Annotated in this window: 21 protein-coding genes and 3 pseudogenes; 11 read left to right on the top strand and 13 right to left on the bottom strand. The window is 35.7% G+C overall.

Annotated features, from left to right (window positions below):
* Positions 1 to 238 precede the first annotated feature (238 nt).
* The 5 genes and pseudogenes from F6K15_RS22990 to F6K15_RS22970 all read left to right on the top strand — a co-directional run.
* Complete coding sequence (locus F6K15_RS22990; protein WP_293064885.1) at positions 239 to 622, top strand: hypothetical protein; 384 nt, start codon at positions 239 to 241, stop codon at positions 620 to 622.
* Between the two features lie 217 nt (positions 623 to 839).
* A complete protein-coding gene (nfi, locus tag F6K15_RS22985) occupies positions 840 to 1,499 on the top strand; it encodes a deoxyribonuclease V (RefSeq protein WP_293064823.1) in 660 nt (219 codons plus the stop codon).
* Positions 1,500 to 2,395: 896 nt separating this feature from the next.
* Complete coding sequence (locus tag F6K15_RS22980; protein WP_293064820.1) at positions 2,396 to 3,535, top strand: glycosyltransferase; 1,140 nt, start codon at positions 2,396 to 2,398, stop codon at positions 3,533 to 3,535.
* A gap of 241 nt (positions 3,536 to 3,776) precedes the next feature.
* Positions 3,777 to 4,193 (top strand): XisH family protein, encoded by a 417-nt coding sequence (locus F6K15_RS22975; RefSeq protein WP_293064817.1) that lies wholly within the window; start codon positions 3,777 to 3,779, stop codon positions 4,191 to 4,193.
* Between the two features lie 47 nt (positions 4,194 to 4,240).
* Positions 4,241 to 4,516 (top strand): annotated as a pseudogene (locus F6K15_RS22970) (XisI protein); the annotation flags it as partial.
* 226 nt (positions 4,517 to 4,742) lie between these two features.
* Here the strand turns inward: F6K15_RS22970 and F6K15_RS22965 are convergent.
* Positions 4,743 to 5,081, bottom strand: coding sequence for a XisI protein (locus tag F6K15_RS22965; RefSeq protein WP_293064815.1), 339 nt, complete (start codon positions 5,079 to 5,081; stop codon positions 4,743 to 4,745).
* A pseudogene (locus F6K15_RS22960) lies at positions 5,069 to 5,524 on the bottom strand (element excision factor XisH family protein). Before F6K15_RS22960 ends, F6K15_RS22965 begins: the two are co-directional and overlap by 13 nt.
* 370 nt (positions 5,525 to 5,894) lie before the next feature.
* On the opposite strand from F6K15_RS22960, the gene recQ reads away from it, so the two are divergent.
* Positions 5,895 to 8,090, top strand: a complete 2,196-nt coding sequence (gene recQ, locus F6K15_RS22955; RefSeq protein ID WP_293064813.1) for a DNA helicase RecQ — start codon at positions 5,895 to 5,897, stop codon at positions 8,088 to 8,090.
* Positions 8,091 to 8,285: 195 nt separating this feature from the next.
* Positions 8,286 to 8,636, top strand: coding sequence for a hypothetical protein (locus tag F6K15_RS22950; protein WP_293064810.1), 351 nt, complete (start codon positions 8,286 to 8,288; stop codon positions 8,634 to 8,636).
* A gap of 389 nt (positions 8,637 to 9,025) precedes the next feature.
* On the opposite strand, the gene F6K15_RS22945 is transcribed toward F6K15_RS22950, so the two are convergent.
* From F6K15_RS22945 to F6K15_RS22920, 6 genes are all read right to left on the bottom strand, one after another.
* A complete protein-coding gene (locus F6K15_RS22945) occupies positions 9,026 to 11,605 on the bottom strand; it encodes an ATP-binding protein (RefSeq protein ID WP_293064807.1) in 2,580 nt (859 codons plus the stop codon).
* 342 nt (positions 11,606 to 11,947) lie between these two features.
* Positions 11,948 to 12,250, bottom strand: coding sequence for a hypothetical protein (locus F6K15_RS22940; RefSeq protein WP_293064805.1), 303 nt, complete (start codon positions 12,248 to 12,250; stop codon positions 11,948 to 11,950).
* A gap of 195 nt (positions 12,251 to 12,445) precedes the next feature.
* Positions 12,446 to 12,583 carry a hypothetical protein gene (locus F6K15_RS22935; RefSeq protein ID WP_293064803.1) on the bottom strand — a complete coding sequence of 46 codons (138 nt, stop codon included), beginning with the start codon at positions 12,581 to 12,583 and terminating at the stop codon, positions 12,446 to 12,448.
* 225 nt (positions 12,584 to 12,808) lie between these two features.
* Positions 12,809 to 13,111: a hypothetical protein gene (locus tag F6K15_RS22930; protein WP_293064801.1), complete on the bottom strand. Its 303-nt coding sequence runs from the start codon at positions 13,109 to 13,111 to the stop codon at positions 12,809 to 12,811.
* Positions 13,108 to 13,833, bottom strand: a complete 726-nt coding sequence (locus F6K15_RS22925; protein ID WP_293064798.1) for a hypothetical protein — start codon at positions 13,831 to 13,833, stop codon at positions 13,108 to 13,110. The genes F6K15_RS22930 and F6K15_RS22925 overlap by 4 nt, the downstream gene beginning before the upstream one ends.
* Positions 13,834 to 14,054: 221 nt before the next feature.
* A complete protein-coding gene (locus tag F6K15_RS22920; protein ID WP_293064795.1) occupies positions 14,055 to 15,167 on the bottom strand; it encodes an AAA family ATPase in 1,113 nt (370 codons plus the stop codon).
* A 204-nt stretch (positions 15,168 to 15,371) separates the two neighbouring features.
* On the opposite strand from F6K15_RS22920, the gene F6K15_RS22915 reads away from it, so the two are divergent.
* On the top strand, positions 15,372 to 15,545 hold the full coding sequence (locus F6K15_RS22915) for a hypothetical protein (RefSeq protein WP_293064792.1): 174 nt from the start codon (positions 15,372 to 15,374) through the stop codon (positions 15,543 to 15,545).
* A gap of 514 nt (positions 15,546 to 16,059) precedes the next feature.
* Here F6K15_RS22915 and F6K15_RS22910 read toward each other — a convergent pair.
* Both F6K15_RS22910 and murI read right to left on the bottom strand, forming a co-directional pair.
* Positions 16,060 to 17,424: a spondin domain-containing protein gene (locus F6K15_RS22910; protein WP_293064789.1), complete on the bottom strand. Its 1,365-nt coding sequence runs from the start codon at positions 17,422 to 17,424 to the stop codon at positions 16,060 to 16,062.
* A gap of 670 nt (positions 17,425 to 18,094) precedes the next feature.
* A complete protein-coding gene (gene murI / locus F6K15_RS22905; RefSeq protein ID WP_293064786.1) occupies positions 18,095 to 18,997 on the bottom strand; it encodes a glutamate racemase in 903 nt (300 codons plus the stop codon).
* A gap of 1,418 nt (positions 18,998 to 20,415) precedes the next feature.
* Here murI and F6K15_RS22900 point away from each other — a divergent pair.
* Positions 20,416 to 21,825 (top strand): ATP-binding protein, encoded by a 1,410-nt coding sequence (locus F6K15_RS22900; protein WP_293064783.1) that lies wholly within the window; start codon positions 20,416 to 20,418, stop codon positions 21,823 to 21,825.
* Between the two features lie 148 nt (positions 21,826 to 21,973).
* Complete coding sequence (locus F6K15_RS22895; protein WP_293064780.1) at positions 21,974 to 22,144, top strand: hypothetical protein; 171 nt, start codon at positions 21,974 to 21,976, stop codon at positions 22,142 to 22,144.
* 831 nt (positions 22,145 to 22,975) lie between these two features.
* Here the strand turns inward: F6K15_RS22895 and F6K15_RS22890 are convergent.
* Together F6K15_RS22890 and F6K15_RS22885 are read right to left on the bottom strand one after the other, a co-directional pair.
* Positions 22,976 to 23,176 carry a recombinase family protein gene (locus tag F6K15_RS22890; protein WP_293064778.1) on the bottom strand — a complete coding sequence of 67 codons (201 nt, stop codon included), beginning with the start codon at positions 23,174 to 23,176 and terminating at the stop codon, positions 22,976 to 22,978.
* An 11-nt stretch (positions 23,177 to 23,187) separates the two neighbouring features.
* On the bottom strand, positions 23,188 to 23,433 hold the full coding sequence (locus tag F6K15_RS22885; protein WP_293064776.1) for a hypothetical protein: 246 nt from the start codon (positions 23,431 to 23,433) through the stop codon (positions 23,188 to 23,190).
* A gap of 245 nt (positions 23,434 to 23,678) precedes the next feature.
* Here F6K15_RS22885 and F6K15_RS22880 point away from each other — a divergent pair, with 245 nt between their 5' ends.
* Positions 23,679 to 24,014, top strand: a complete 336-nt coding sequence (locus tag F6K15_RS22880; RefSeq protein WP_293064773.1) for a hypothetical protein — start codon at positions 23,679 to 23,681, stop codon at positions 24,012 to 24,014.
* Positions 24,015 to 24,616: 602 nt separating this feature from the next.
* On the opposite strand, the pseudogene F6K15_RS22875 reads toward F6K15_RS22880, so the two are convergent.
* Positions 24,617 to 25,071: pseudogene (locus F6K15_RS22875) on the bottom strand (photosystem II q(b) protein); the annotation flags it as partial.

Raw genomic sequence — 25,071 nt, 5'->3', positions numbered from 1 at the left:
GAGGATATCTAGTTAAGAATTTACCTATAATAACTTATGTAATTTGAGATTTTTGATAGATAATATCTCTGTTGTAAAAAGTCTATTCTTTTTCGGAGACGTCTACTTGATAAATCAGATATAACAACCTTTTTTGATCGGGTATAATTTGCCAAAAATTTTATACTTTTCTGAAATTTGCTATAATCCAAGGATTTAAAATTTTTTTGAATAAAATAATTTAAGATTTTAAAAAATGATTCTAGAAGAAATTTTTCCCTTTAGATTGGCCATAGATGCCACAGCGATCGCAGGTGCATCTCTCTGGTCTTTGGCCTTATATTGGGGTTTTTCCCCTCTCAGTGAGTGGGTGAGATTACAACTTAACCGTTGGTTTAATTTTGCAGAAAGAGCATTGTATACATCCGAGGAGGAATTTGAAAAGACGCGTAAAGCAAGAGAATCTCAAAATGCTTTTTATGCTTCTATTTTTAGTATTGTGCCTTTTTTAATTGTAGGCAGTTTATGTAATTGGGGTGTAGAAATTGGTTTAGATAAAAGTTGGTCAATTAGTATAGGGATAATTGTTTGTGTAACTGGTGCTGTTTATGAGTTAGGAAGAAGAGATAGTACATCTTCTTAAAGAAGGGAATAGTTTAATAATTAATAATTATTAATTATTATTTTCAAGGATAGGAAGGAATTTTTTTTCTTGTTTATCCTTGAAAGGAGAGGCTTTAAAGCTTAATTATTCGGTAATATAAGGAGCAGAATAGGAAACAAGTAAAAAAATATTTACCCCGTCAACTGTACCTCATAATTTTGGAAATTGCTGTAGTTGAATCATCAAGACTATATATATGAAAATAGACCAAAATTTTCCTTTTCCTAGGGATGTAGAAACAGCAATCGCTCTGCAACAAAAACTCCGTCATCAAGTAATAACTGAAGACCAATTTGGAACTATTAAATATGTAGCTGGTATTGATGTTGGTTATAGTGATTCAGATCAGATTACTCAAGCAGCAGTAGCAGTTTTAAGTTTTCCAAAATTAGAATTATTAGAACAGTCTATAGTTAAACGTTCTACTTCTTTTTCTTATGTTCCTGGATTATTATCTTTTCGAGAGATACCTGCTATTTTAGATGCTTTAGAAAAGCTAAATATTACTCCTGAATTATTGCTTTGTGATGGTCAAGGATTAATTCATCCCCGTAGATTTGGTATAGCTTGTCATTTAGGAGTTTTAGTTAATATTCCTAGTATTGGTGTAGCTAAGTCTCACTATATTGGTCAACATAATTCTGTTGGTTTAGAAAGGGGTAATTGGCAACCAATAATAGATGAAGAAGAAGTTATTGGTGCAGTTGTGAGAACTCGTACTGGGGTTAAACCAATTTATGTTTCAACTGGTCATAGAATTAGCTTAAAAACTGCCATAAATTATGTGTTGAAATGTACTACTAAATATCGCTTGCCAGAAACAACTCGTTGGGCAGATAAATTAGCTTCTCAGTAAGAAGGAAGAAGGAAGAAGGAAGAGGGAAGAGGGAAGAGGGAAGAAGTAATATCATGTCTGGTTAAATACTTATAAATAACTACGGAGGAGTCAGGAGAGAAAAAGAAGGAAGAAGGAAGAAGAAAATAACCCAAAAAATTGTACAGTAAATTCTAGATTAATGTTGTATAGTTAACGGGATAAATATTTTTTGCTTGTTCCCTATCTTGCTCCTTATCTTACCGAATAATTAGGGTTTAAAGCCTCTTCTTTAAAGTAGAAACAAGCGGTCGAGGGATGGCGAAGTCCCCTCACCATATCCAATAGACCAAGAGAGAAAAAATTTTCCTTTTAGTGGTACTTAGACATTTTTTGATAGAAAAAATGCGTCAAAGTCAGTCTAGACAAGGGAATTACGTTAAAGCCTGAAAAATGGCTAGAACCCGTGCTTATTCAGGATTTATGCCTTTTTGACGTGAAAGCCTCTGCCCATCTATAATTTGAGTCTATTTTATGTTTATTTTGTGTAAGTCCCATTAGTCAATCCTCTCCTTGAAAAGAAGATATAATTAGGGCTTGCTGATTAAATCTAAAAGTATTTACAGATAAAGTTTTTAGCCTTTTTGATGCCTTTAAAAAGTGTCTGGTTTTCAGTTCTTCACGCTCAAAAAGGAGCGTATTTTAGGCTCATAGTTGGGCAGAAAAATCAAGGGACAAAACTTAGCTCCTACCTCCTCTAAATTCCTTTTTCTCCCCTCCTGGGAGGGGTTAGGGGTGGGTTGTCTCCTGTCTCCTGTCTCCTACCCTCACCCATAAGACTTTTTCAGCAAACCCTAATTATTAATTATTAATTATTAATTATTAATTGTTAAACTATTCCTATAATTGTTCAATCTTTAAATACTTAAAAATCTACTGTGGAAGTAAAATATGCTCTTGTTCATGAATGGTTAACACCTAAAGCAACTGGTGGTTCGGAACTGGTTGTTAGGGAAATTCTCCAGCATATTAATGCAGATTTATACGCTTTAATTGATTTCGAGTCAAGCAATCCTGAAAGTTATCTTTATCAACGTAAAATAGGCAAAACATTTTTACAACATTTGCCTTTAGCTCGTAACGGAGTACAAAAATATTTACCTCTATTACCAATAGCAATTGAACAATTAGACCTACGAGAATATGATGTGATTTTATCTTCTTCTCATGCAGTTGCTAAAGCTGTTATTACTACACCTTATCAATTACATATTTGCTATTGTCATACTCCTATGCGTTATGCTTGGGATTTAACTTTTGACTATCTAAATAGTAGTAAATTAGGCAAAGGTATCCCTGGAATTTTGACCAGATATCTTTTACATAGACTCAGAGAATGGGATGTAATTTCTGCTAACCGAGTAGACTATTTTATTGCTAATTCTCAACATACCGCTAGAAGAATTTGGCGTTGTTATCGACGCGAAGCAGAAGTAATTTATCCACCAGTAAATGTCGAAAAGTTTCCTTTTAAATCTCAGAAACAAGACTTTTATCTAACAGTTTGTAGATTAGTGAGTTACAAAAAAGTATCTTTAATTGTTAAAGCTTTTAATCAGTTAGGACGAGATTTAATAGTTATTGGTACGGGTGAAGAATTAAATAAATTACGTCGTCTTGCTAAATCTAATGTGAAAATTATGGGTTGGCAAACTGAAGAAGTAGTTACTCAATATATGTCAGAAGCTAAAGGTTTTATTTATGCTGCTTGTGAAGATTTTGGGATGGCTTTAGTAGAGGCACAAGCTTGTGGTACGCCAGTTATTGCTTATGGGGTTGGTGGGGCGACAGAAACAGTATTAGATATGAGAAAATATCCGGATTCGGCAACTGGTTTATTGTTTTCTGAACAAACAGAAAAAGCATTAATAGAAGCAGTAGAAAAATTTGAAAATTATCAGGCATATTTTCAGGCAGAAATTATTAAAAAACACGCCTATAAATTTTCTAGAGAAGTGTTTCAAAATAGTTACTTGAATTTTGTGGAAAAGTGTTACGAGGGAAAAGGTAATGGGTAACGAGCAAAAGATTTATTATCATAAAAATCAAATTAGAGACTGTTGGTCATTTCAGTTATCAGTTATCAGTTATCACTTATCAGTACCTCTGCAATAAGGAGGCAAGAAAATACGGAATTCTCTTTTTTTTTTCCTTAAAAGGGGGGGCTTTAGACCACGATTTTTGGGTAAAATAACTATTAAGAAACTTGTTGTTCGACTCCTATTGCACAAATTTGCTTTTGAATTAAAAATAGAAAAAATGGCAGCAAAAGATATTTTCCATGAAGCTGTAAAACGAGCTTTAGAGAAAGACCAATGGATTATTACCAAAGATCCACTAGAATTAGAATGGGAAGAAGTTCTAGTTAAGATTGATTTAGGTGCGGAAAGATTAATTGCTGCTAATAGAGGCAACGAAAAAATTGCTGTGGAAATTAAGAGCTTTGTCAGTATATCTGCTATCAGTAGTTTTCATACTGCTTTAGGTCAGTTTTTGAACTACCGCATTATGCTAGAAGTGAATGACCCAGAAAGGTTGCTTTATCTAGCAGTTCCTGTTGAAGCTTATCAAACTTTCTTTCAGAGTCGTTTAGCTCAGGTGGTAATTAAGCCTTATCAACTTAAACTTATTATTTACAAACCCAAAACGGAGGAAATTATTCAATGGATAAGTTAGAAAGTTATCGTTCCTGCATTGAAATTTTGTGAGAAAAGTATGCTCAATTTCAAACTGAAAATAAAGAGGTAGAAAATCAACTATTTTTTGACCCAATACGAAATCATTATCAATTTATGCGAGTAGGTTGGAAAGATTTAGAACGAATTTATTATACCGTTTTACATTTTGATATTAAAGATGGAAAAATTTGGCTTCAGCAAAATGCAACGGAGAGTGATGTTGGTCAAGAATTAATAGAAATGGGCGTTGATAAAGAGGATATTGTATTAGGGCTACATCCACCTTATAAGCGTCCTTATACAGGCTATGGTGTTGCTTAAATAACCACCTAAAATACACCTAAAATAGAACAAAATTGATAATAATTGACTATGAGAACTGTTTTAGATTTAACACCATTAATTACATTAACAAAAGAAGATTTTTATCAACGATTTAATTTATTAATCTAAGCATTCAGCGGTCAGCTATCAGCTATTCACTATTGCTTTTGATGGCTGAGAAAAACTTTATTAATTCAACTTAATTTCTGACTTTTGACTTCAGCTATCCTTGGGCAAATTCTGTATATTTTCTCAGATTAGGTGGATGATACGCTAAAACAATATCCTGCACAGGTACTCCTTTTTCTATTAATTGGTCGGCGATCGCTTCTTCAGTCCCATCATATTGCACCCAGATTTTTCCATCAATAATATCGACATGAATAGCACAACCATAAATTCTGGTGTTGTTATTTTTCCACCCCAAATTAACAAGTTGATAGTGGTCTCCTTCGCGGTCAAAAACTGTTTGACTTTTGATAGGGTCATTAGGAGAACGCAACTTAGCCCTTGCTGTTAGTAATTCCTGAATTAATTGACGATATAAATCTAATTTATCCATTGAGCGATCGCCTCCTTTTCAACATCATAAATAATTAAGGGAATTTGGTTACGGCTAATTACAGTTTGAATAAATGGATACTTAAAAAAGGGTTTATAAACCTCTAAAGGAACTGCTAAATACAACAGTCTTTCTTCCTCCTGTTCTTCCAAAGCAATACGATAATTAATTAGGACTTACGCAGATACGCTATATATAGTACTTGTAACTATTGGACAATAGTTACTGGACTCTATAAATAGTGTCTTTGCGTAAGTCCTGTTAATAAATTGTCCGACTGCAACATGAAATTCGGAAATTGTTGAAGCTGCCAGAAAAGTTTTGATTTCAACAGCAATTTTTTCATCATCTTTTATTGCAGCAATTAACTTTTCTGCACCTAACTCAATATAAAAATCAACAAATCCTAAATCAATACGATAGGGGTCTTCAACAATTAACAATGAACAATTAATAATTAATAATTATCCCTTCTTAAAAGAAGGGGATTGACGCTTAAGGAATTTTTTTGATTTTATCCCCTTAAAAGGGGAGGCTTCAAACCTGAATTGTCCAATTATTAATTATTAACTATTAATTATTAATTATCAGGTGAGTGATTATCCAACCCTCATTCTCAAGAGCAGTTCTAACTAATTAATGAAAAATATCTTTAGCAGGCATTGTACCGTTTTACGGAAGTTAAAATTCAAAAGTCAAAAGTAAGATTTTATAGGCTCAAAACTTTGACTGATAACTGATAACTGATTTGTTGGGTTGCGCTGGTGCTTAACCCAACCTACAATATAATAAATTTTTAAATTAATTATCACTATGTCGGTGCAAAACCAAGCAAAATTTAATCAACCATCTTTAGAAAAACATCTAAAAAATTACTTTGGTTATGATTCATTTCGCCCTGGGCAAAAACAAATTATTGAAACAGCACTTCAACAAAAAGATATGTTAATTGTTATGCCTACTGGTGGGGGAAAATCTTTATGTTTTCAATTACCAGCATTACTCAAACCAGGCTTAACAATAGTAGTATCTCCTCTCATTTCTTTGATGCAAGACCAAGTAGCAAGTTTACAAGATAATGGTATTGCTGCGACATTTTTAAATAGCAGTCTTGGACTGACAGAAACTCGCAAACGAGAAACAGATATTATGCAGGGCAAAATCAAACTTTTATATGTTGCTCCAGAGAGATTATTGTCAGAGAGATTTTTACCATTTTTAGAGTTAATTAATGCTCAACAAGGTATCTCTACTTTTGCCATAGATGAAGCTCATTGTGTTTCAGAATGGGGTCACGATTTTCGCCCGGAATATCGACAGTTACAAATGTTACGAGAAAGTTATCCAAATGTGCCGATGATGGCTTTAACTGCTACGGCGACAAAACGAGTCCGGGGAGATATTATTGCTCAATTAAATTTACAACAACCTTATATTCATATTGCCAGTTTTTTCCGTTCAAATTTATATTATGAAGTCCGTCAAAAAACTAATGCTAAAAATACTTTTGCTGAAACATTGCAGATAATTAGAAAGCTTGGCGGTTCTGGAATAGTCTATTGTAATAGTCGAAAAAAAGTTGATGAAATTGCTTATAAATTACGACAAAATCATGTATCTGCATTACCTTATCATGCTGGAATGAGTGATGAAGAAAGAACTATTAATCAAACTAAATTTATTCGAGATGATATTGATGTAATTGTGGCAACTGTGGCTTTTGGTATGGGTATTAATAAGCCAGATGTCAGATTTGTAATTCATTACGATCTGCCTAAAAATATCGAGAGTTATTATCAGGAAACTGGGAGAGCAGGTCGAGATGGAGAACCTGCTAAATGTACTCTATTTTTTAGTTATGGGGATAAGAAAAGTATTGAATATTTAATCGCTCAAAAAACTGATGAGCAAGAAAAAAGAATTGCCGAACAACAGTTAAGAAGAATTATTAATTATGCTGATGCTACTGAATGTCGCCACCGAATTTTATTAGGCTATTTTGGTGAAGATTTGCCCCAAAATTGTGGAAACTGTGATAATTGTAAATATCCTAAACCAATAGAGGATTGGACTATTGAAGCAATGAAGTTTTTGTCCTGTGTGGCGAGAACTAAAGAACGGTTTGGTATGAATCATATTATTGATGTTTTAAGAGGTTCTAAAAATCAGAAAGTTTTAGATAAAAAACATGACAAACTTTCTACTTATGCTATTGGTAAAGATAGAAGTGCTGATGAATGGAAACATTTAGCAAAATCTCTCTTACATCAAGGTTTAATGGATGAAACAACTGATGGTTATTCAGTGTTAAAACTTAATCAAAATAGTTGGGATGTAATGGGGCGAAGAAAAAAGGTAGAAATTGCCATAGAAAAGAAACGTAAAATCGAAAAAACTACTACTTCTTTAGCCGCAGATGAACAACGATTATTTGAAGAATTGCGGGCATTACGGAAACGAATTGCTGATGAAGAAAATGTGCCTCCTTATGTAGTTTTTCAAGATACAACATTACAACAAATGGCACAGAAACGACCTCAAACTTTAGATGAATTTATGAATATTTCTGGAGTAGGTAGTCGGAAACAAGATAAGTATGGAAAAAAGTTTATTCAAGCTATTAGAAATTATTGTGCAGAGTCTGGTTTACCTACTAATTCAGAACCTATTCGAGAATTAGCAAAAGTTGTAGATAATGTTCCTTCTTTTACTCAAATAGAAACATTAGAATTGCATAAACAAGGATTAAGTATTGATGCTATTGCCAATCAAAGAGGAATTAGTTCTGGTACTGTTACTGGTCATTTAGCTGAATTAATAGAAAAGGAGCAACCAGTAGATATTGATAAATTAGTAACACCCGAACATCAGGAAAAAATTATTGCTGCAATAGAAGAAATAGGAGATGGAGCATTAAAACCTATTTATGAATATTTACAAGAACATTATAATTATAATGAAATTAAATTAGTTAGAGCATATTGGCGGAGCGATCAGCTAGATTTTTAGGTTGCAGCAGAAGGAAGAAGGAAGAAGGAAGAAGGAAGAAGGAAAAGCTATTGGTAGGGTGTGAAGCGCGGTAGCGTAACTGAGCAAACCCTACATCCAAGGGAGCAAGATGCTCCCACTATTTTTGTTCTTGACCAAAATAATTACACGGAACTTACCCATGCTTCACCTTAAAAACGCCATATGTAGGGGCGAATGGCATTCGCCCTCAGTGGGAGCAAGATACGACCAAGGGAGCAAGATACGACCAAGGGAGCAAGATACGACCAAGGGAGCAAGATACGACCAAGGGAGCAAGATACGACCAAGGGAGCAAGATACGACCAAGGGAGTAAGATACGACCAAGGAAGCAAGATACGACCAAGGGAGCAAGATACGACCAAGGGAGCAAGATGCTCCCACTATTTTTGTTCTTGACCAAAATAATTACACGGAACTTACCCATGTTTCACCTTAAAAACGCCATCTGTAGGGGCGAATGGCATTCGCCCTCAGTGGGAGCAAGATACGACCAAGGGAGCAAGATGCTCTATTTTTGTTCTTGACCAAAATAATTACACGGAACTTACCCATGTTTCACCTTAAAAACGCCATATGTAGGGGCGAATGGCATTCGCCCTCAGTGGGAGCAAGATGCTCCCTATTTTTGTTCTTGACCAAAATAATTACACGGAACTTACCCATGCTTCACCTTAAAAACGCCATCTGTAGGGGCGAATGGCATTTGCGTTCCGCAAAGCTCCGCTTTATATGTTGCGGAGAAAAACGCCCTAAGTGTCCGTGCGTAAACCCTGTTGATGATATACGGCATATTTCGGGCAAATGATTTACAAGTGTAAAATTTTGGTAGTGCAGGCATCTTGCCCGCTAGATGTGTACCTCACGGATGCACGAGCGAACCGCCGTTTGCTTCCCATAACTATCATTAACGCCCCTACTGACTCTCTACCCAACGCCGAAATAATTCCACTGCAAACCGCAAATTTCCCTCAGTTTCAATAATGACATCGTGGCGAGCAAGAGTTTCAAGTGCATCATTTAATATACTTTCTTCTAAACCTGTAATTTCCTGGATAGTGGCACGACTACAACCTTCTGGATAGTCAGCTAAAGCTCTAAGAATTTCTTGCTGTCCCGGTGCATCTTGAGCCGCTTGACCCCAAACTCCTGTGAAATAATAACGCCCATTCTGGAATAGTTCATTTTGATGAATAATGGCTTCCACATCTGCAACAGTAAAAATAGGTTCTCGTGGTTTTCCCTGTTCAAACGTTTGGTCGTTGTAGCGACGGACAAGTAAAAATCCCAGTAGTTGTACTAGGTAGGGTTGTCCGAATGTTAGGTCGTAGATGCGGTCTATTGCTTCTGGTTCGTAGGTTAGCAGGAAGTCTGGGTTTGGGTTAGCAAGGAGTTGCCTGGTTGTTGCTCTATTCAAAAAACCGACGCGGATGGGAATAACGCTGGCAAAAAATGGCTGAAAGTAATCTTCTGTCATTTCTTCAAGAGTGTGCAACCCGGCGAAGGCAAAGGCAATTTTCGGACTCATCTGCACGAACCCCCGTAATACTGCCATGAAGTTAAGGGGGAGTTGTTGTGCATCAATTAGTTCTTCAATGGTTTCAAACTCATCCAGGGCAATAATTAAGCCTTTGTTCTCTAATTTTTGAATTGCCTGTTGTAAGTAGAGCTTAAAAGTTCGTTGGGGAAATCTCAGGAGTTCCTCTGTGTCGGGTGGGGGAAAGTTGAGAGCTACTGAAATTTCATCACCTATTGCTAAAAATACCTCACCCATTCCCTCGGAAATAGCTGCTAAATTTTGGAGGTTGACATAAACAACTTGAATATCTGAACCGGAATAGTTAGCAACATTCCGCAGAATAGATGTTTTTCCCATGCGACGATGACCGTAGAGAACAACAGACTGCTTGTGAGAATTCATAACCCACAGTTCCTCAAGCTCTCTCATAATATCTTCCCGACCTACAAATAAGTCACTCTCTACTGGGTCGCCAATGACATAAGGATTTTTTACGGGTTTAGTAATAGATATATCTCCGACATTGTTGGCAATGGTTTCTAAAGCTTTTTGCCAAGTTTGAGCAATATCGACAATTAAACCTCTTTCTGCTTGGGGAAGTGCATCAGCATTATCTAGGATTTCTTTTAATTTACCTATAGCTCTGGCAAGGGCAAATGCACGAGCTGGCCTTGAGGTAGCTTTTACAATAAGTTGCGTATCTTCAACAACGCGACGCAAACCTTTGAGCGCTTCCCAGGTTGTAGGGCGTAGATGAGGTCCGGGTGGAAAGTTGGGAATTTGTATTTCGGCAATGGCATCAGGAGATGTTGCTGTTTGAAACTGAGTTAGGGTTTGAGCTAAAAGGAACATTTCTTCGCCGTAGAGGAGAGAGCGTACTTTCTCAAATGCTGCTGTTGCTTCTTCGGCTTCTTTCTCGTGGAGATGCCAGAAACCTGCAGCTATTGCACGGGATGGAGTATCTAAGCGAGTCGGTGCTGATGAGACTTTTGGAAGGCGGAAAACAATACTTAATCCTTTAAAAAACTCTAATTTAAACCCTTCTACTAGAGATGTAGAGGCAAATTTTACAAGTTTCCAATCATAAGGATTTTCTGCTACCTGAGAAATTCGATAAATCATCTGTTCTGGGGGAGTTTCTGCTAGCACCTGATTAAAAGCATTAACTATTGGAATAAACTGTAGGCTATATCTTAAGAGTTGATCGATGTTTTCTAGACCTAGTTGCCAATCTTTTCTCAACCAAAATTTTAAGTGAGTTGTTAGTAAGGGTAAAGGAATAGGGGTGATTCTAGGTAGGAGAAAACTACGATTCTGAATTGAGATCGAGTTGAGTGGTACACCAATTAACCAGTTTTCTGGATGCCAACTCGCCACGCAGAGCGCCACACCAGATGCCACACCAAATGCCACACCAGATGCCACACCAGATAACACACCTATCACTACGCAAATTACCATGACTCGCGCTACGCGGACTGCCACACCTCCCACCATGCCTGACGCAACGCCAAACACCACGCCGAGCGCCACACCTCCTGTCACACCTCCTGCCAGGCTAAAGGCCACACCAAGCGCCACGCCTGACGCAACGCCAAACGCCACACCTGACGCAACGCCTCCTGCCAGGCCAAAGGCCACACCAAGCGCCACGCCTTCCCAATCAATCATAAAACCTATCTGCTCAAGCAATCCACAAATCAAATAAGGAACACAAACAGTCAAAATTAATCCCTGAAATAATAATTTCAACAGGTTAGGATGCTGGCGCAGAAATTCTAGCTTGCTTTGCCAGGTTGTTTGTTCCGCTAAACCTTCTCCCCCCCCGTAATTTTCCACATACCACCGCACCGCCTGGGGAAAGAAAAACACCCAATACAACAACCGCAAATAATCCAAAGGATTCCAAATAGAGAGGGGACGCTTCAGTTGTGGCGCTAGATCGAGACGGGGAACAGAGTCGTTGTTTTTTTTCATTATTGTTTATCGAATCTATTTGGATTAGGACTTATGCAGATATGCTATATATAGCGCTCACAACTATTGGACAATAGTTAATGGACTCTATAAATAGTGCCTTTGCGTAAGTCCTGAGAATAAGACTTATATCAAATCTGGATAATTTGTTATTATAGTCATTGCGACTGGAACGGAGTGGAAGGAAGCAATCTCAGAGGTATCGAGAGATTGCCTCGCTGCCGCTCGCAATGACAGAATTACATTTTTTTGGGAGTTTGAGATTGCTTTCCTGACGGAATGCTGCGCTAACGCTGCCGTTTGCTATCGCAAAGCTGCGCTAACGCAATGACAGAACTACTTTTATTCCAAAATTCCCACCAGCACATCAACCAAAACCTCCACATCCCCAGGAACTCTCAAAGAATCAATATTTTGCTGAATTAAACGTTGTTTTTTATCCAAAATACCAAATATCCAAAGCTCCTCCATAGTCACACAACCAAAAATTAAATCTTGCTCCGGTTCCCATTCAGATAATGCAATTAATTCCACAGCTAACTGCGTAAAACTTCGCGTCATATCCTCATATTTTGCCTCAATTACTAACAGTTGAGAATTAGATTGTAGCAAGTAATCAAGATTACCCTTTAACCTTTCATTCACACTCAAAGGATATTCAATTCTGAGCTGACATTGACAGTAACGAGCAACTTCTAAGAGGTTGTCTGAGAAGTCCCTTATGCTACATCACTCGCCCCCTAAATCCCCCAAAATTGGGAGACTTTTACCAGCTAATAGATTCTTGTTCCCCCCATAATTGGCTTGCTCGGGGGGCAAAATTCAGTATTAAACAACTTTTCAAACATCCTCTATTCGCTGACGTAACTCAGGCAAACGTTCCAGTTGCCGACTTGATGTAGGCAAAGATAATCTTGCTCTTTTGAAATTGTAGTCAAATTCAGCTAAAATATCCTCAGTTTCGTAAGACAACTTCATAATGGATAATGGATAATTGATAATTAATAATTGATAATTAGGGCTTGCTGAAAGGAAGAGGATTTACTAAAAGGAAAAAATTTATTTTCTCTTGGTCGAGGGGAGGCTTTTAACCTGAATTATTTAATTATTAATTGTTCGATAATAATGAACCACATTAAAAAAATGATAACTCTGTAGGGACGTTCCATGGAACGTCCCTGCCACATTATTACTATAATTTCATCAATTTTCACCTCCAAATCTTGCTAATAATTCGTCACGAGATAAGTGAGATAACTGTAAAATTGTCCTGTTAAAATCTTCTTTTGGCAACTCCATAATCTGTTCAAGAATTACCTCTAGTTGACTATCTAATTTGCCAAAGCGAAATACAAGCAAGCTTTCGAGCATTTCTTGATACCCTTTTTGTCTTCTTAGTTGTATATCTAGTTGTATACCTCGTTGTATACCTTGTTGTTTTCCTTCTTGTTTTTCCAACTGATTAGCCTCTTCTAAAGGTTGAGTAAAAAGTGGTGATAATCTCATTTTTCTCCTCCAAATCTAGCTAATAATTCGTCACGAGATAAGTTAGATAACTGTAAAATTAGCCTATTCAAATCTTCTTTTTCCAACTCCATAATCTGTTCAATAATTACCTCTAGCTGGTCATCTAATTGACCAAAGCGAAATACAAGTAAGTTTTCAATCATTTGTCGTATTCCTTGTTGTCTTCCCGACTGAATAGCCTCTTCTAAACGTTGGGAAAAAAGTGGTGATAATCTCATAATTAACTCCCTATCTTCTGGACTTTTATCTGGATTTACTTCTATATTACTCAGCAAATCTGCTAATAACAATAAAGTATTTTCACGGTAGGGATTATCCTTGGGTAATGCTTCTAATTCATCAATGGCTTGAGACTGAACTTTTTCCCTACCTAATATTCTCAGCCATATTGTTTCTGGTATTCTTGGTAATTGATGAATCACTACTATTGCTGTGCGGAAATATTCTCCTAAAAAGTAAATTCCCGAACACCAGTTTTCTTCATCTAATATAGCTCTAAATCCATCTAATATTTTCTGAGAAGCTGTAGGAATTAATATCCATAATTTCGGATAATTATCCATAGAAATACGAGTGTTATTTCGGTTAGCTTCCCGTTTAATTTCTCCTTTAACTTCTAGTAATTTGAGAAGACAACTATCAATTTCATCAGGAGTTACAGGATTACGATAAGGTTCAAATAAAGCTGAAGTTGTAGCCAAGCGACCCCATTTCAGTTATCAGTTATCAGTTATCAGTTATCAGTAACTCTAGTTAAAGTCAGAGGCTTGAAATATTGAAGTTTATTTTTTTTCATCCCTTTGAAAGGGGAGGCTTGAAACCTTATTTTTTCGTCATCAAGGAATATAGTCATTTTTGTTATTATAGGAGAGAATAGGGAATAAAGAATAGTTGAAACTATACCTCATAGATTAAAGAACTGCTATAGCTTTTTCCTCTCGAATTGTTCATAACATAGACGCATCACTTTACCAGGATAGCCACCACTTGTTTTAATAATCTCTGAAATCTCATCCTCACTAAACTTAATTTCTTGATATTCTGGCTCCAAAAAATCAGTCTGAAGGCGACTTTCAATAAAAGCACAAATAGTTTCCTCATTCCAGGGTTCCAAAGTTTCTGGAGTGTAAATATTTTTAAATGGAGAAGTTTTATCCCCACTATATGGAAATAAAATATCCAGTGGTTTAGAAGCAGCAACTACCAAACGTAAAGGAGGAACTGTATCACTTGCTAATCCTCGTAACTGACCACGAAGTTGATTGGTAAACCAGTCATAACTCATATTTTCTACCACATCAAGCAATAGTAAAATTCGATATTTCTTGATATTTCTATTTAATTTATAACCGCTACACTTTTCAATACCAATTTCATCACAAAGTGCTGTATAAAAATCATTATCACTATGAATATGCTGCAAATCTATATAAATTGATTTTCTAGGTTGCCTGAGATATTGACTAGCTTTTTGAGCGATCGCCTTCAACAGAGAAGACTTTCCCACTCCACTCTCACCAATAATAGCAACACTACTACCACTATTAAGTACCTCAAAAATTCTTTTAATTTCTAGCTCTCTATTAAAAAATAATTTTGGATTATCTATAATTCCTGTCAATGGAATAAATGGATTAGAAACTTGTTGTTGAGATTCTGTTGAAACATTGGGGTATTTAGGAGAGTCAAGTTCCTGTTGAGATTCTGTTAAAATATCGGGATTTTTTTGTTCAGTATACCAAGTTTTATATTCTCTTTCCAGCCAATTGAAAATTTGTTTAGATTTACCTTTTTTATCGTGGTCTATATCTTTACAAATAATTTTTAATTTACGAAAAACTGCTTTTCTGTAGTACGCAAGTGTTTCTTTCGAGTAATTATTAAGGAATTGATCATAAAATTCTTCTTCCGTCAGATTATTATTTTTATTTTTTATGTCAAATCTCTTTAAAAAAAATTCTCTATCTTCACGCTTTAAATCAGCTTGGTTAGCAATAGTTATTAAAAATTTACCCCACTGTTCATAGTTTTCCATCAGCTCAATTGGTACTTGTTCCTAATTGAGTATAGCTGAAAATGTGCTTTTTAACAAAAGGGTAAATTGTTTACCCCAAATTACCTCAAATTACCCCAAATTACTCTTAATTAAAATTAGGGTAAAGTCAAAAAGTCTACCTGTAAAGTCAAATAACAATTAGATATCCTGAAATTGCAGATTAATTTTAGGAACAAAAAAATTATGCAAAAAGAATGTAACCAAAATAATTGTTTGTGGGTAAAAGATAACAACAACAGCAACCATTATATGTGTCTTAGATGTGGTAGAGAACGTTGGTTAAACAAGAGAAAATGGGGATTATATGGGCTATTGATTGTACTCAAAACAGTTGTTTCTACCCTTTTTCTGGATTGAAATTACACGAATAAACAAAAGTTAAATTTAGAGGTAAGTAGGTAGGTCTAATTAAAATAGGACTTACGCAGTACAAAGTATTTCCGTCCCAAGCGACCTACAGGAAAGCAATCTCAAATCCTAATTTTTCGTACCTTATGCGTAAGTCCTGTAAAGGTTAAAAAAAATGGGCGTTGCTGATTCTAGGTATGATGCAAGCCCCCCTAGCCCCCCAATTTTGGGGGGAATAAAACTCTAAAAGTCCCCCTTAATCCCCCTCCCGTCCCCCTTAGAAAGGGGGAAGCCAGAGGATGCTGCGCTTTTGAACGATGGGAAGCCAGAGGATGCTGCGCTTTTTGTTGAATGGGGGATGCGCGGGGGCGTGGACCAGAACCAAACAATCGCGCATTCATACTTCAATTCAGCAACGCCAAAAAATGTAGGGGCAGGTTGAACCGAAAGCTTTAACTTAAGCGCGATCGAGTTCTAAAAACCTGCCCTCTAGCATTGCTTATAAGTTAGGAACAAATGGGAACTAAGCTCGCAAAACAAAGTCGTCTGCAGTTAAAGCAGGAAGTACATTAGCAAATTGAGCACCGTTACCAAAACCTTCTGCAGCGCCATTTGGATTATAGAACAAATTACCAGCTTCTGTACTGTGAACAATTAAAGCTTCAGAAGTAGCAGCAGCTTCATCCGATTCAACCACAGCAAATTCGCCATCAACACTAAATCCTTCTCCAGCATCACTTGTGATAGCAGCAAAAGTACTCAGGTCAAGGAGTATCAAGTCTTGCCCTTGATTGAAATCAGTAATTGTATCTATACCTAAATCATCCGTCGAAAATGTATCATTAGTGTTGAAGATAAAGCGGTCAATACTCGCACCACCAGTTAAAGTATCGTTACCAGCACCACCATTGATGCGATCGCGACCTTGACCACCACTTAAAATATCATCACCATCACCGCCAAGTAGAATATCGTTTCCAATCCGACCTGCCAAAATATCATCGTCATCACCACCTCTGAGCAGGTCGTTACCTCCACCACCAACTAACCAGTCTCTTCCACCAAGACCATTTAAAGTATCATCACCTCCAAGACCGGAGAGAAAATCCTCTGTCTCGAAACCGTTGATAAGCTCGCTGTCAGAACTACCTACCGTATTTTGTAAAACACTGATGCGCGCTATTTCATTACCTTCACCATCATCTTCTGTTGTGAAATCAGCGTCAGGACGTGCTTGTAAAATATTCCCTTCTTCGTCGCTACCTTCTCGCACACTGCCAATAAAACCAGGGTGTAATAAAACAGTTCCATCTTCATCTACTCCTGTATCTGGAACTGTTTGACCTAGCGCTGCTGTATTGTCAGGTTCTTCGTCATTTTGTTCTGTTCCTGCATCCCAAACTCCCTGTCCATCAACAACAAAATCAGCTCCTAAGAAATCACCATCCTCATCAAAAATCTCAAAAGCAACGGGATTGCCATTACCAATGAAAGCATCATTACTAGGCAGGATCATGGAAGCATAACTAAAGTAGCTACTGCTGTCAGCATCTTCATCCACAGTAAATTGGGCAACACCAATGTCTCCTTGGCGAAAGTTCCTAAAATCGCTCCCCTCAAGAACTGGCCCTTGAACTATTCCTTGAACAGTACCAGCTCCACTATCGTCAAATTCAGTAGATAAAGTAGTGTCAAAGTCAGGTGTTGGTTCAATAATAGCATCTTCAGCTAACCTTTCCAAACCAGGAGTAGCAGCTTCACTTGGATTTGCTGAATTAAAAAGATCAAAGTTTCCATCCTGAAATCCTACCCACATCTCGGAGAAGAATACACTACTTTCATCTGTTCCAGAAGCTACGTTCTGAACTAAAACTGTAATATCAGCCATAAATTTTTTTCCTCAGTAATGACCAGATTTATCCACAAGAGTTTAGCATAACAAATACAATTTGTGAATAGATAGGATATATTTTTGCCTAGTTTTGATACGTATAAACTAATTGAACTTGATTCAAATCAACTAATTAAGGCTAAATTAAAATGGGACAAAATAGAAATAATGTCTAAAAGGCGTTGCTGAAGCGCGTGTCTGATATTAATCTTAATTACAGGACTTACGCAAACTCACCTTTTTCTACTATTGCAGGGAAAGAGATACTTGGGACATTTTTTATTCCCTATTTTCTGTTAACCGTTTCGTTTTACCTTTGACTATTGCCCTAAGCAACTATTTCTTTACTATAAAAAAAATATTTGACGCTGCTGAATACAATTTAAGTCTCATAAATAGCGCCAAATAAAAAGGATATTTTCAAGAGGTACAAAGTTTTACGGGTTGAGGGAATAGGGAATAGAGATTAGTATTCAACTGTACCTCACGCTTCCTCAAAAGTGCTGTAAGTAGATAAATATACATCTCCAATAATCAACAATTAAATCAATTATTTCCCTATATTCCCTACTCCCTAACTAGATACATCAATTATTTCTTCAATAGTATTAGAAATACTTTTCCCACAGATGAGCTGTTCCCTGTTGTCTGTTTCCTGCTATATAAGTCAAGCTACAGATTCAGATTGAACTTTTACTCTTTCCACTTCTAAACAAACTTGCTCTACTGTCGGAGTAAAACCCAGAAATAGTTGCACCTTTTTGGCAAATTCTTCTGGGTTACCACTGACATAGAAGTTAGTACAGTGCGGAGGGCGATCGCTTGATATCCCCAAACGTTGAAGCTCCCGAGCAGCAGTGCTAACAACAGCGATGGCAGGGTCTACTATTTGGACTGAATTACCTAAAATTTGTCTAAAGAAATGAAGTAGATGGGGATAGTGAGTACAACCTAAGATCAGGGTATCTATCTGTTGTACAATTAGGGATTCAAGATATTGTCGCACTACTTCAAAAGTATACACATCATTAATGCGACCTTCTTCAATTAATGGTACTAAAGCAGGTGCTCCTACTTGAAATACCAAAACTGAAGGATCTAATTTAAGAATAGTATTCAGATAAGCATTGCTGTTGACTGTCTGTCGAGTGGCGATGACACCTATTTTTTTGCTACCTCTGTTGACAACTGTATTTGCACCAGGTTCAATCATACCAATAATGGGAAAATTGTATTCAACTGCTACTCGATCTATTGCTGCAGCAGTAGCAGTATTGCAGGCAACGATCGCCATTTTTACGCCTTGATTTTGCATCCATGTTAGCACTTGACGTACAAATCTTACGATATCTGTCTGAGATTTTGTACCATAGGGGAGTCGTGCTGTATCGGCAAAATATATAAAGGTCTCTCTGGAGAGTTGGCGATATGATTCTTTTAAGACACCAATTCCACCCACACCACTATCAAAGATGCCAATTGGATATCTTTGTAGTTGTCTAAATTGAGTTTTCCCTGGGTAAGAGGTAATATATTTACCCTTATTAAATTGATAAAAAATATTTGTCATTGTTACAATAGAATTGACAAAAAATAGCAGGTTTGGAGCCAAACCTTTCTAGATAGGAATAAATTAGGGTTAGCATCTGAATTTGCTGCTGACCCTTTACCTTTAAGCACTATAGTGTCGATCGAAACCGGATTTAGTATGAATCTTAAATCTAATTGTTGAGATTACTCATCTGAGCCAAAATTTAAAAAAAAGAAGTCAAAAGTCAAATCTTAGGTATTACTTATGGAAAACACAATGGCAAAATTTTTTCTTAAGAAGTATTTGATGTAGCTGGTGCAAACAAGAAATCTTATATCAAATCCGGTAGCATCGGTGTAATTAGATGGGGAGATGGGCAGATGGGGAGATATTTGTTCATTAATTGATAATTGATAATTACCTCGGGTTTTAACCGTTACGGAATTGAATATCAGGAATATTTTCTTTTCTTGGTCGATTGGATATGGCGCAGGTTTCGGAGCCATCCCACCCTGCGGGAAGCTACGAAGAGAGAACTCCGTTCCGCTGACGCGAAACGCGACAGCGTTGCGAAGCAAACGACTCCTTTTTTTCCCCTTAAAAGGAGAGGCTTCAAGGCGCGAATTATTTAATTATTAATTATTAATTATTTGGTAATGGTTGAAGATGGAACATTTTTTTTTACCGAATTAAACTGATTTGATATTACTCTATTTTGCGAATTAAGTAACTCTAAATAATTTTATTAATAATCAATACTATTTAGCTAATAATATTCATTTATATTTAGAGATATCTAATACTTTTTTTTATTGAAAATAGCTATAAATTGTCTGAGATTATCATATATAAATAAATTTTTATGGATAATTATGTAGAGATAAATAGCTCAAGATAATTTGATAAAAATAAAGATCAAGATTATTTTTAGGTAAAGGAAAGGTTAAGGATATGATGAAAACTATCAATAAACTTAGAAATTTTAGATGTTAGCCTAGTATAAATACTGAATTTGAAGTAAAATACAAAAATACATAGTTTATAATTTTTGTAAAATATGTTTATATCTGTAGACCAGAATATTCAAGAATCTTGGCAATTAGCTCTTCAAAAAACAGGCAACGGCATATTTGATTGGAACCTCAAGACAAACTAAATATTTTATTCCATAAACTGAAAAGCAATTTTGGGATATTCTGACTCAGAAATTGTCTACTTGGTTTCAAGGTGATAGAGGTCAGCAATGCTAAACAGGGTTAGGAGCAAATTCAGGTTTTTTATCCTCAGTTAATAATTACTGATTTGGTAATGCTTTTAGTGAATTAATGTAAATAATTTGGGCATCAGAAAACCATCAAGATTTACCAGTTATTGCTTCATCTAGAAGTGTATTTGAATTAGTTCGGCATCTTAGCTAAAAGGATTTCAGAACAAATTACTCAAATTTTACAATAGTCATGAATTATTCTTTACTACCTATGTTTCCTTACTTAAATAACCATCTTGATTTAGGCTCCACTGTAAAAGATTTACCACTTCATAGTATCCGAGTTGAAATTGATGAATCAGGAATTAGATTAGCTAAATTTTTTGAAGAAAATCCTCTACTTCCAGGTATTATTTTAACAAGTTCTGGTAGATTCATTGGTATGATTTCTCAACAGCAATTTATCAAAACGTTGAGCCGCCAATATGGAAGAGAAATTTTTTTAAATCGTTCTGTTAAGGTCTTATACGACTTTATTAAGTATGAATTATTAATCTTCCCAGGAGATACACCTATTGTGGATGCTGCTGATAAAGCAGTAAAGAGACCTCAAGAATTTATTTATGAACCAGTTATTGTAGAAAATTCTCCAGAAGATTATCAAGTCTTAGAAACTCAAAAGTTACTGATTGCCCAATCTTATATTCATCAACTTGCTAAAGATTTATTACAGAAACAAACTCAAGCACAACTAATTCAAACTGAGAAACTTGTAATGTTAGGGCAAATGGTGGCAGGTTTAGCCCATGAATTGAGAAATCCAATTAATTGTGTGGCAGGTAATTCTAAGTTTATGTCTGGTTATTATCAAGACTTTCTTAAATTGATTAATACTTATGATAAAAATATTCCTGAACCGATAAAAGAAGTTGAAGATTTAAAAGAAGATATTGATTTTGAATTTGTTAAACAGGATTATTTGGAGATGATGAATAGTATAGAAATTTCGGCTGACCGGATGATGCAACTGGTTAGTAGTCTCCGCAATTTTTCTCACATGGAAGGTACTAAACACAAAGAAACAAATATTAATGAATGTTTGGATGGTACTCTATTAATTTTAAAGAATCGTTGGAAGATTAGTGGAGTTGAAATTATTAAAAATTATGGGGATTTACCGTTGATTTTGTGTCATTCTGGTCAAGTTAGTCAAGTTTTTATGAACTTGATTACGAATGCTCTTGATGCTCTAGAAGAATATCAAGAAAAAGAAACTGATAGTAGAACTGGTAAAATATGGATTCATACTGAAGTTAAAAGTTTATCTAAAAATACAGCTCAAAATGTGGATAAATCTGCTAATGACATAGAATTAAATTCTATTTATGAAGTGAAAGGTAGTGTGATTCCTACTAAAGAAACTCAAGCAATTTATGGTTGGCTCTCAATTCGTATCGTTGATAATGGTCCTGGTATTCCCTACGAAATTCAAAAGCAAATTTTTGATAGATTTTTTACTACAAAAGCTGTAGGTAAAGGTACTGGTTTAGGGCTGGCAATTAGTTATCAAATTGTTGTTGATAACCATCAGGGAAAGTTACATATTAATTCAACTCCAGGAGTAGGAACTGAATTTGAAATATTGTTGCCTATAAAGTAAAATTTATTAGGTTAATTAGTTGTTTTTGATTTAGCAAAAAATTTGAACCTATGTCAATTCAGTTATCAGTTATAGCGTCTGCATTCAATTGCCTTTATATCAGAAATTAGTATTGATATATTTAAGTAGGGTTTGCTGAAAAAGTCTTATGGGTGAGGGTCGGAGACAACCCACCCGCGGGTCTCTCCCAGGAGGGGAAGACAACCCACCCGCGAGGCCCGACCGTGGAGGGGAGGGGGAGACAGGAGAAATGGGAATGAGCGAGGAGCTAGGAGTAACAATTGTCAATTTGGGATTTTTCTGCCCAAATATTGCTTAAAATACGTTCCTTTTTGAGCATTAAGAGCTGAAAACCAGGCACTTTTTAAAGGCTCCAAAAAGGCTAAAACCTTTATCTGTAAATACTTTTCGATTTAATCAGCAAGCCCTAAGTAAAATTAAAAGTATTGGAAAAAACTGACCTTGATTTTAGAGTGTATATTTATTATTTGTGAAACAATTAATAGCTGACCGCAAGCTAGCTGAATGCTTACGTTATAGCATAAGGAAGAAGTAAGAAGAAGGAAAGTTAATTATTAATATTCCGTTGTTTTAGATATTTCATAAGTCAAGAGTAGTCATGGCAATTCCTATAGAAGTCTTTAATATACGATTGTATAAAAATATATTAATTAATGATGATACAGCTTAATTTCGGGAAGAATTTTAGATTTTTTCGTGTAAATTAAAAAGCGTTTCCTGACGGAATGCTCCACAAAATTTTACAGGTATTGCACAGATTTCTATATCATGTTCGGCCTAAATAATTATTAGAATATAATAAAACTTTTAGTTGCACTTCAGTTATTTCTTTTACGGAATAATTAAGGTTTAAAGCCTCTCTTTTAAAAGAGAAACAAGCGGTCGTTTGCTTTTGCTTCGCAAAACTGGCGTAACGCAACGCTGACGCGAAACGCGACAGCGGAACGGAGTTCTATCTTCGCAGCTTCCCGTAGGGTGGGATGGCGAGGTCTCCTCGCTGTCCCACCATCGACCAAGAGAGAAAAAATTTTCATTATTAGTCAATCCTCTTCTTTTCAAGGAGAGGTAATAATTAATAATTAATAATTAATAATTAATTGTTGAAAGTATGGTTAGTACAACTCAATTACTAACTGCTATCTTTAATCCATTTCCTAATTGAAGTAGGGCTAAAAGGGTTATTCTTACGATTTCTATAACCCTCAAACTCTAATTTTTCAGCTATATCCTGATAATTAAGCCCATCACTATAAAGTTCTAAAGCTCTTTGTTTGTGAAGTTTTGTAGGACTATATTTTGAAGAGAGAGGTTGATTTACCTGATTGGACAAATAATCTCCAATCAGGCCAGTAACTTTCCCTCAGAAATCATAGATTTTTTTTGCTCATCTTTAGACTCAAGAGAATCAAGCCATTCCTCAATAATCAGTCTACAAATTTCTGTTGTAGACTTTCCGCTCTGTTTCGCAACTTTCTCTAATTTGGGCATCTTCTTTTTACTAATCCTCAGACCTATAGATTTTTTAGTCAAGGCTTCAGGGTCTTCTTTAAATGTCCCATCAGAGTTTCTCGGTCTTAGTTTCTTCATACCTTTAACCTTTGCTAGCCATTGCTAAATTTTATTTTAACAGGGGATACGGAGTTTAAGAATTATACTTGTTTATCTAGACAAATACTTGACATCCATTGCTAGCCTTGGCTATCATACAAATAATAGGTTAAATAAGGGTAAAAGTATCTTCACTCACCAGTAAATTGAGAAACTGAATCTCTTTTTTTTATCTATTTTTATCTATCTGAGTCAAATAACTCAATTATTAAGGAGAAATAAAAATGAATATTCAAGAAATAGTTATTGAGCAAATCTGCGAGGAGTTTAAAATCGATCCCAATAACCATAATCAGCAACTTTCAGTAGACAACCTCAAAGATATTATTCGATGTACAACAAATAAAATGCTGATGGCACATTTTCAAATTTTACTAGATAACTATCTCGAAAATAGTGATAAAAATTCTGCTCTAAATCAACTCAGTGTTTTCGCGAATATAGAATCTGAAAATGATGTCAATGACATCAAAAAATTAAGTGGTTTTCACGATATAGGCAAACAAATTGCAAATATTGAAGTTAGATTTCTAGAAACCAATCTTGGCTTAAGAACTTAGTTTTAATAATTAAATAATCTCTTTGAGCTTGAAGAAGGAAGAAGGAAGAAGGAAGAAGGAAGAAGGAAGAAGGAAAAAAAAGTGTATTGGAATAATCTTTTACAAGACACTCCGCATCTACCCAATTATAGACATCATGTAGACAGTAAATAACAAAGAGTAACAAATTTTATGATAATTTTTGTTTGACAAACTTTCAATAAATTTATCTAACTGATTTTGATGAAGTTAATTATTCGCAAAAAAAACTACTAAATAATATAGAAAAATAAATAATTAATTAAACTTAATTTCCTAGTGGAAGTAAAAAAAACAAAACAAATCAGAAATTGTGGCTCGAAAAAACTAGAAAATTCAACATCTTTCCTCAAATCAGGAGGTTGAAAAGCTCAAACAATTTTACTACTAAGAATACCTAAAGCTATTAATCCTGAATTTACTCCTCTTTTAGAAGAAAGGCAGAAGGCAGAAGGGAAGAAAAGGTTAAAAGGGATTTTGAGAGTAAGCAATAATGTTATCCATCCCTCATTAAACTTTCTTTTAACCAAAAAAAAAGCCCTCCAAATAGAGGACTTTTTTTAATTCAATCAATCAACTAGAAATTAACCATTGATAGAAGGAGCTTCTACAGCCGCCAAATCTAATGGGAAGTTGTGAGCGTTACGCTCGTGCATTACTTCCATACCTAAGTTCGCGCGGTTGATGATGTCTGCCCATGTATTTACTACACGACCACTAGAATCAATGATAGACTGGTTGAAGTTGAAACCATTCAAGTTGAAGGCCATTGTTGATACACCTAGAGCGGTGAACCAAATACCTACTACTGGCCATGCTCCTAGGAAGAAGTGTAAGGAACGGCTGTTGTTGAATGACGCATATTGGAAGATTAAACGACCGAAGTAGCCGTGAGCTGCTACGATGTTGTAAGTTTCTTCTTCTTGACCGAATTTGTAACCGTAGTTCTGAGATTCTGTTTCAGTTGTTTCACGTACTAAGCTGGAAGTTACCAAAGAACCGTGCATTGCGCTGAACAATGAACCACCGAATACACCTG

Origin of the sequence: Okeania sp. SIO2B3, from assembly GCF_010672525.1 — a bacterium.
Classification (GTDB): Bacteria; Cyanobacteriota; Cyanobacteriia; order Cyanobacteriales; family Microcoleaceae; genus Okeania.
The sequence above is the reverse complement of the archived record's forward strand: the minus strand, read 5'-3'. Positions and strand labels throughout refer to the sequence as shown.

Bases quoted from the DNA above. Each gene is read 5' to 3' on its own strand.
- F6K15_RS22935 (WP_293064803.1), bottom strand. From the start codon at position 12,583: ATGAAGTTGTCTTACGAAACTGAGGATATTTTAGCTGAATTTGACTAC.
- F6K15_RS22965 (WP_293064815.1), bottom strand. From the start codon at position 5,081: ATGGATAAATTAGATTTATATCGTCAATTAATTCAGGAATTACTAACA.
- murI (WP_293064786.1), bottom strand. From the start codon at position 18,997: ATGACAAATATTTTTTATCAATTTAATAAGGGTAAATATATTACCTCT.
- recQ (WP_293064813.1), top strand. From the start codon at position 5,895: ATGTCGGTGCAAAACCAAGCAAAATTTAATCAACCATCTTTAGAAAAA.
- F6K15_RS22885 (WP_293064776.1), bottom strand. From the start codon at position 23,433: ATGAAGAAACTAAGACCGAGAAACTCTGATGGGACATTTAAAGAAGAC.
- F6K15_RS22915 (WP_293064792.1), top strand. From the start codon at position 15,372: ATGCAAAAAGAATGTAACCAAAATAATTGTTTGTGGGTAAAAGATAAC.
- F6K15_RS22895 (WP_293064780.1), top strand. From the start codon at position 21,974: ATGGGTGAGGGTCGGAGACAACCCACCCGCGGGTCTCTCCCAGGAGGG.
- F6K15_RS22945 (WP_293064807.1), bottom strand. From the start codon at position 11,605: ATGAAAAAAAACAACGACTCTGTTCCCCGTCTCGATCTAGCGCCACAA.
- F6K15_RS22920 (WP_293064795.1), bottom strand. From the start codon at position 15,167: ATGGAAAACTATGAACAGTGGGGTAAATTTTTAATAACTATTGCTAAC.
- F6K15_RS22975 (WP_293064817.1), top strand. From the start codon at position 3,777: ATGGCAGCAAAAGATATTTTCCATGAAGCTGTAAAACGAGCTTTAGAG.
- F6K15_RS22910 (WP_293064789.1), bottom strand. From the start codon at position 17,424: ATGGCTGATATTACAGTTTTAGTTCAGAACGTAGCTTCTGGAACAGAT.
- F6K15_RS22950 (WP_293064810.1), top strand. From the start codon at position 8,286: ATGGCATTCGCCCTCAGTGGGAGCAAGATACGACCAAGGGAGCAAGAT.
- F6K15_RS22900 (WP_293064783.1), top strand. From the start codon at position 20,416: ATGAATTATTCTTTACTACCTATGTTTCCTTACTTAAATAACCATCTT.
- nfi (WP_293064823.1), top strand. From the start codon at position 840: ATGAAAATAGACCAAAATTTTCCTTTTCCTAGGGATGTAGAAACAGCA.
- F6K15_RS22930 (WP_293064801.1), bottom strand. From the start codon at position 13,111: ATGAGATTATCACCACTTTTTACTCAACCTTTAGAAGAGGCTAATCAG.
- F6K15_RS22880 (WP_293064773.1), top strand. From the start codon at position 23,679: ATGAATATTCAAGAAATAGTTATTGAGCAAATCTGCGAGGAGTTTAAA.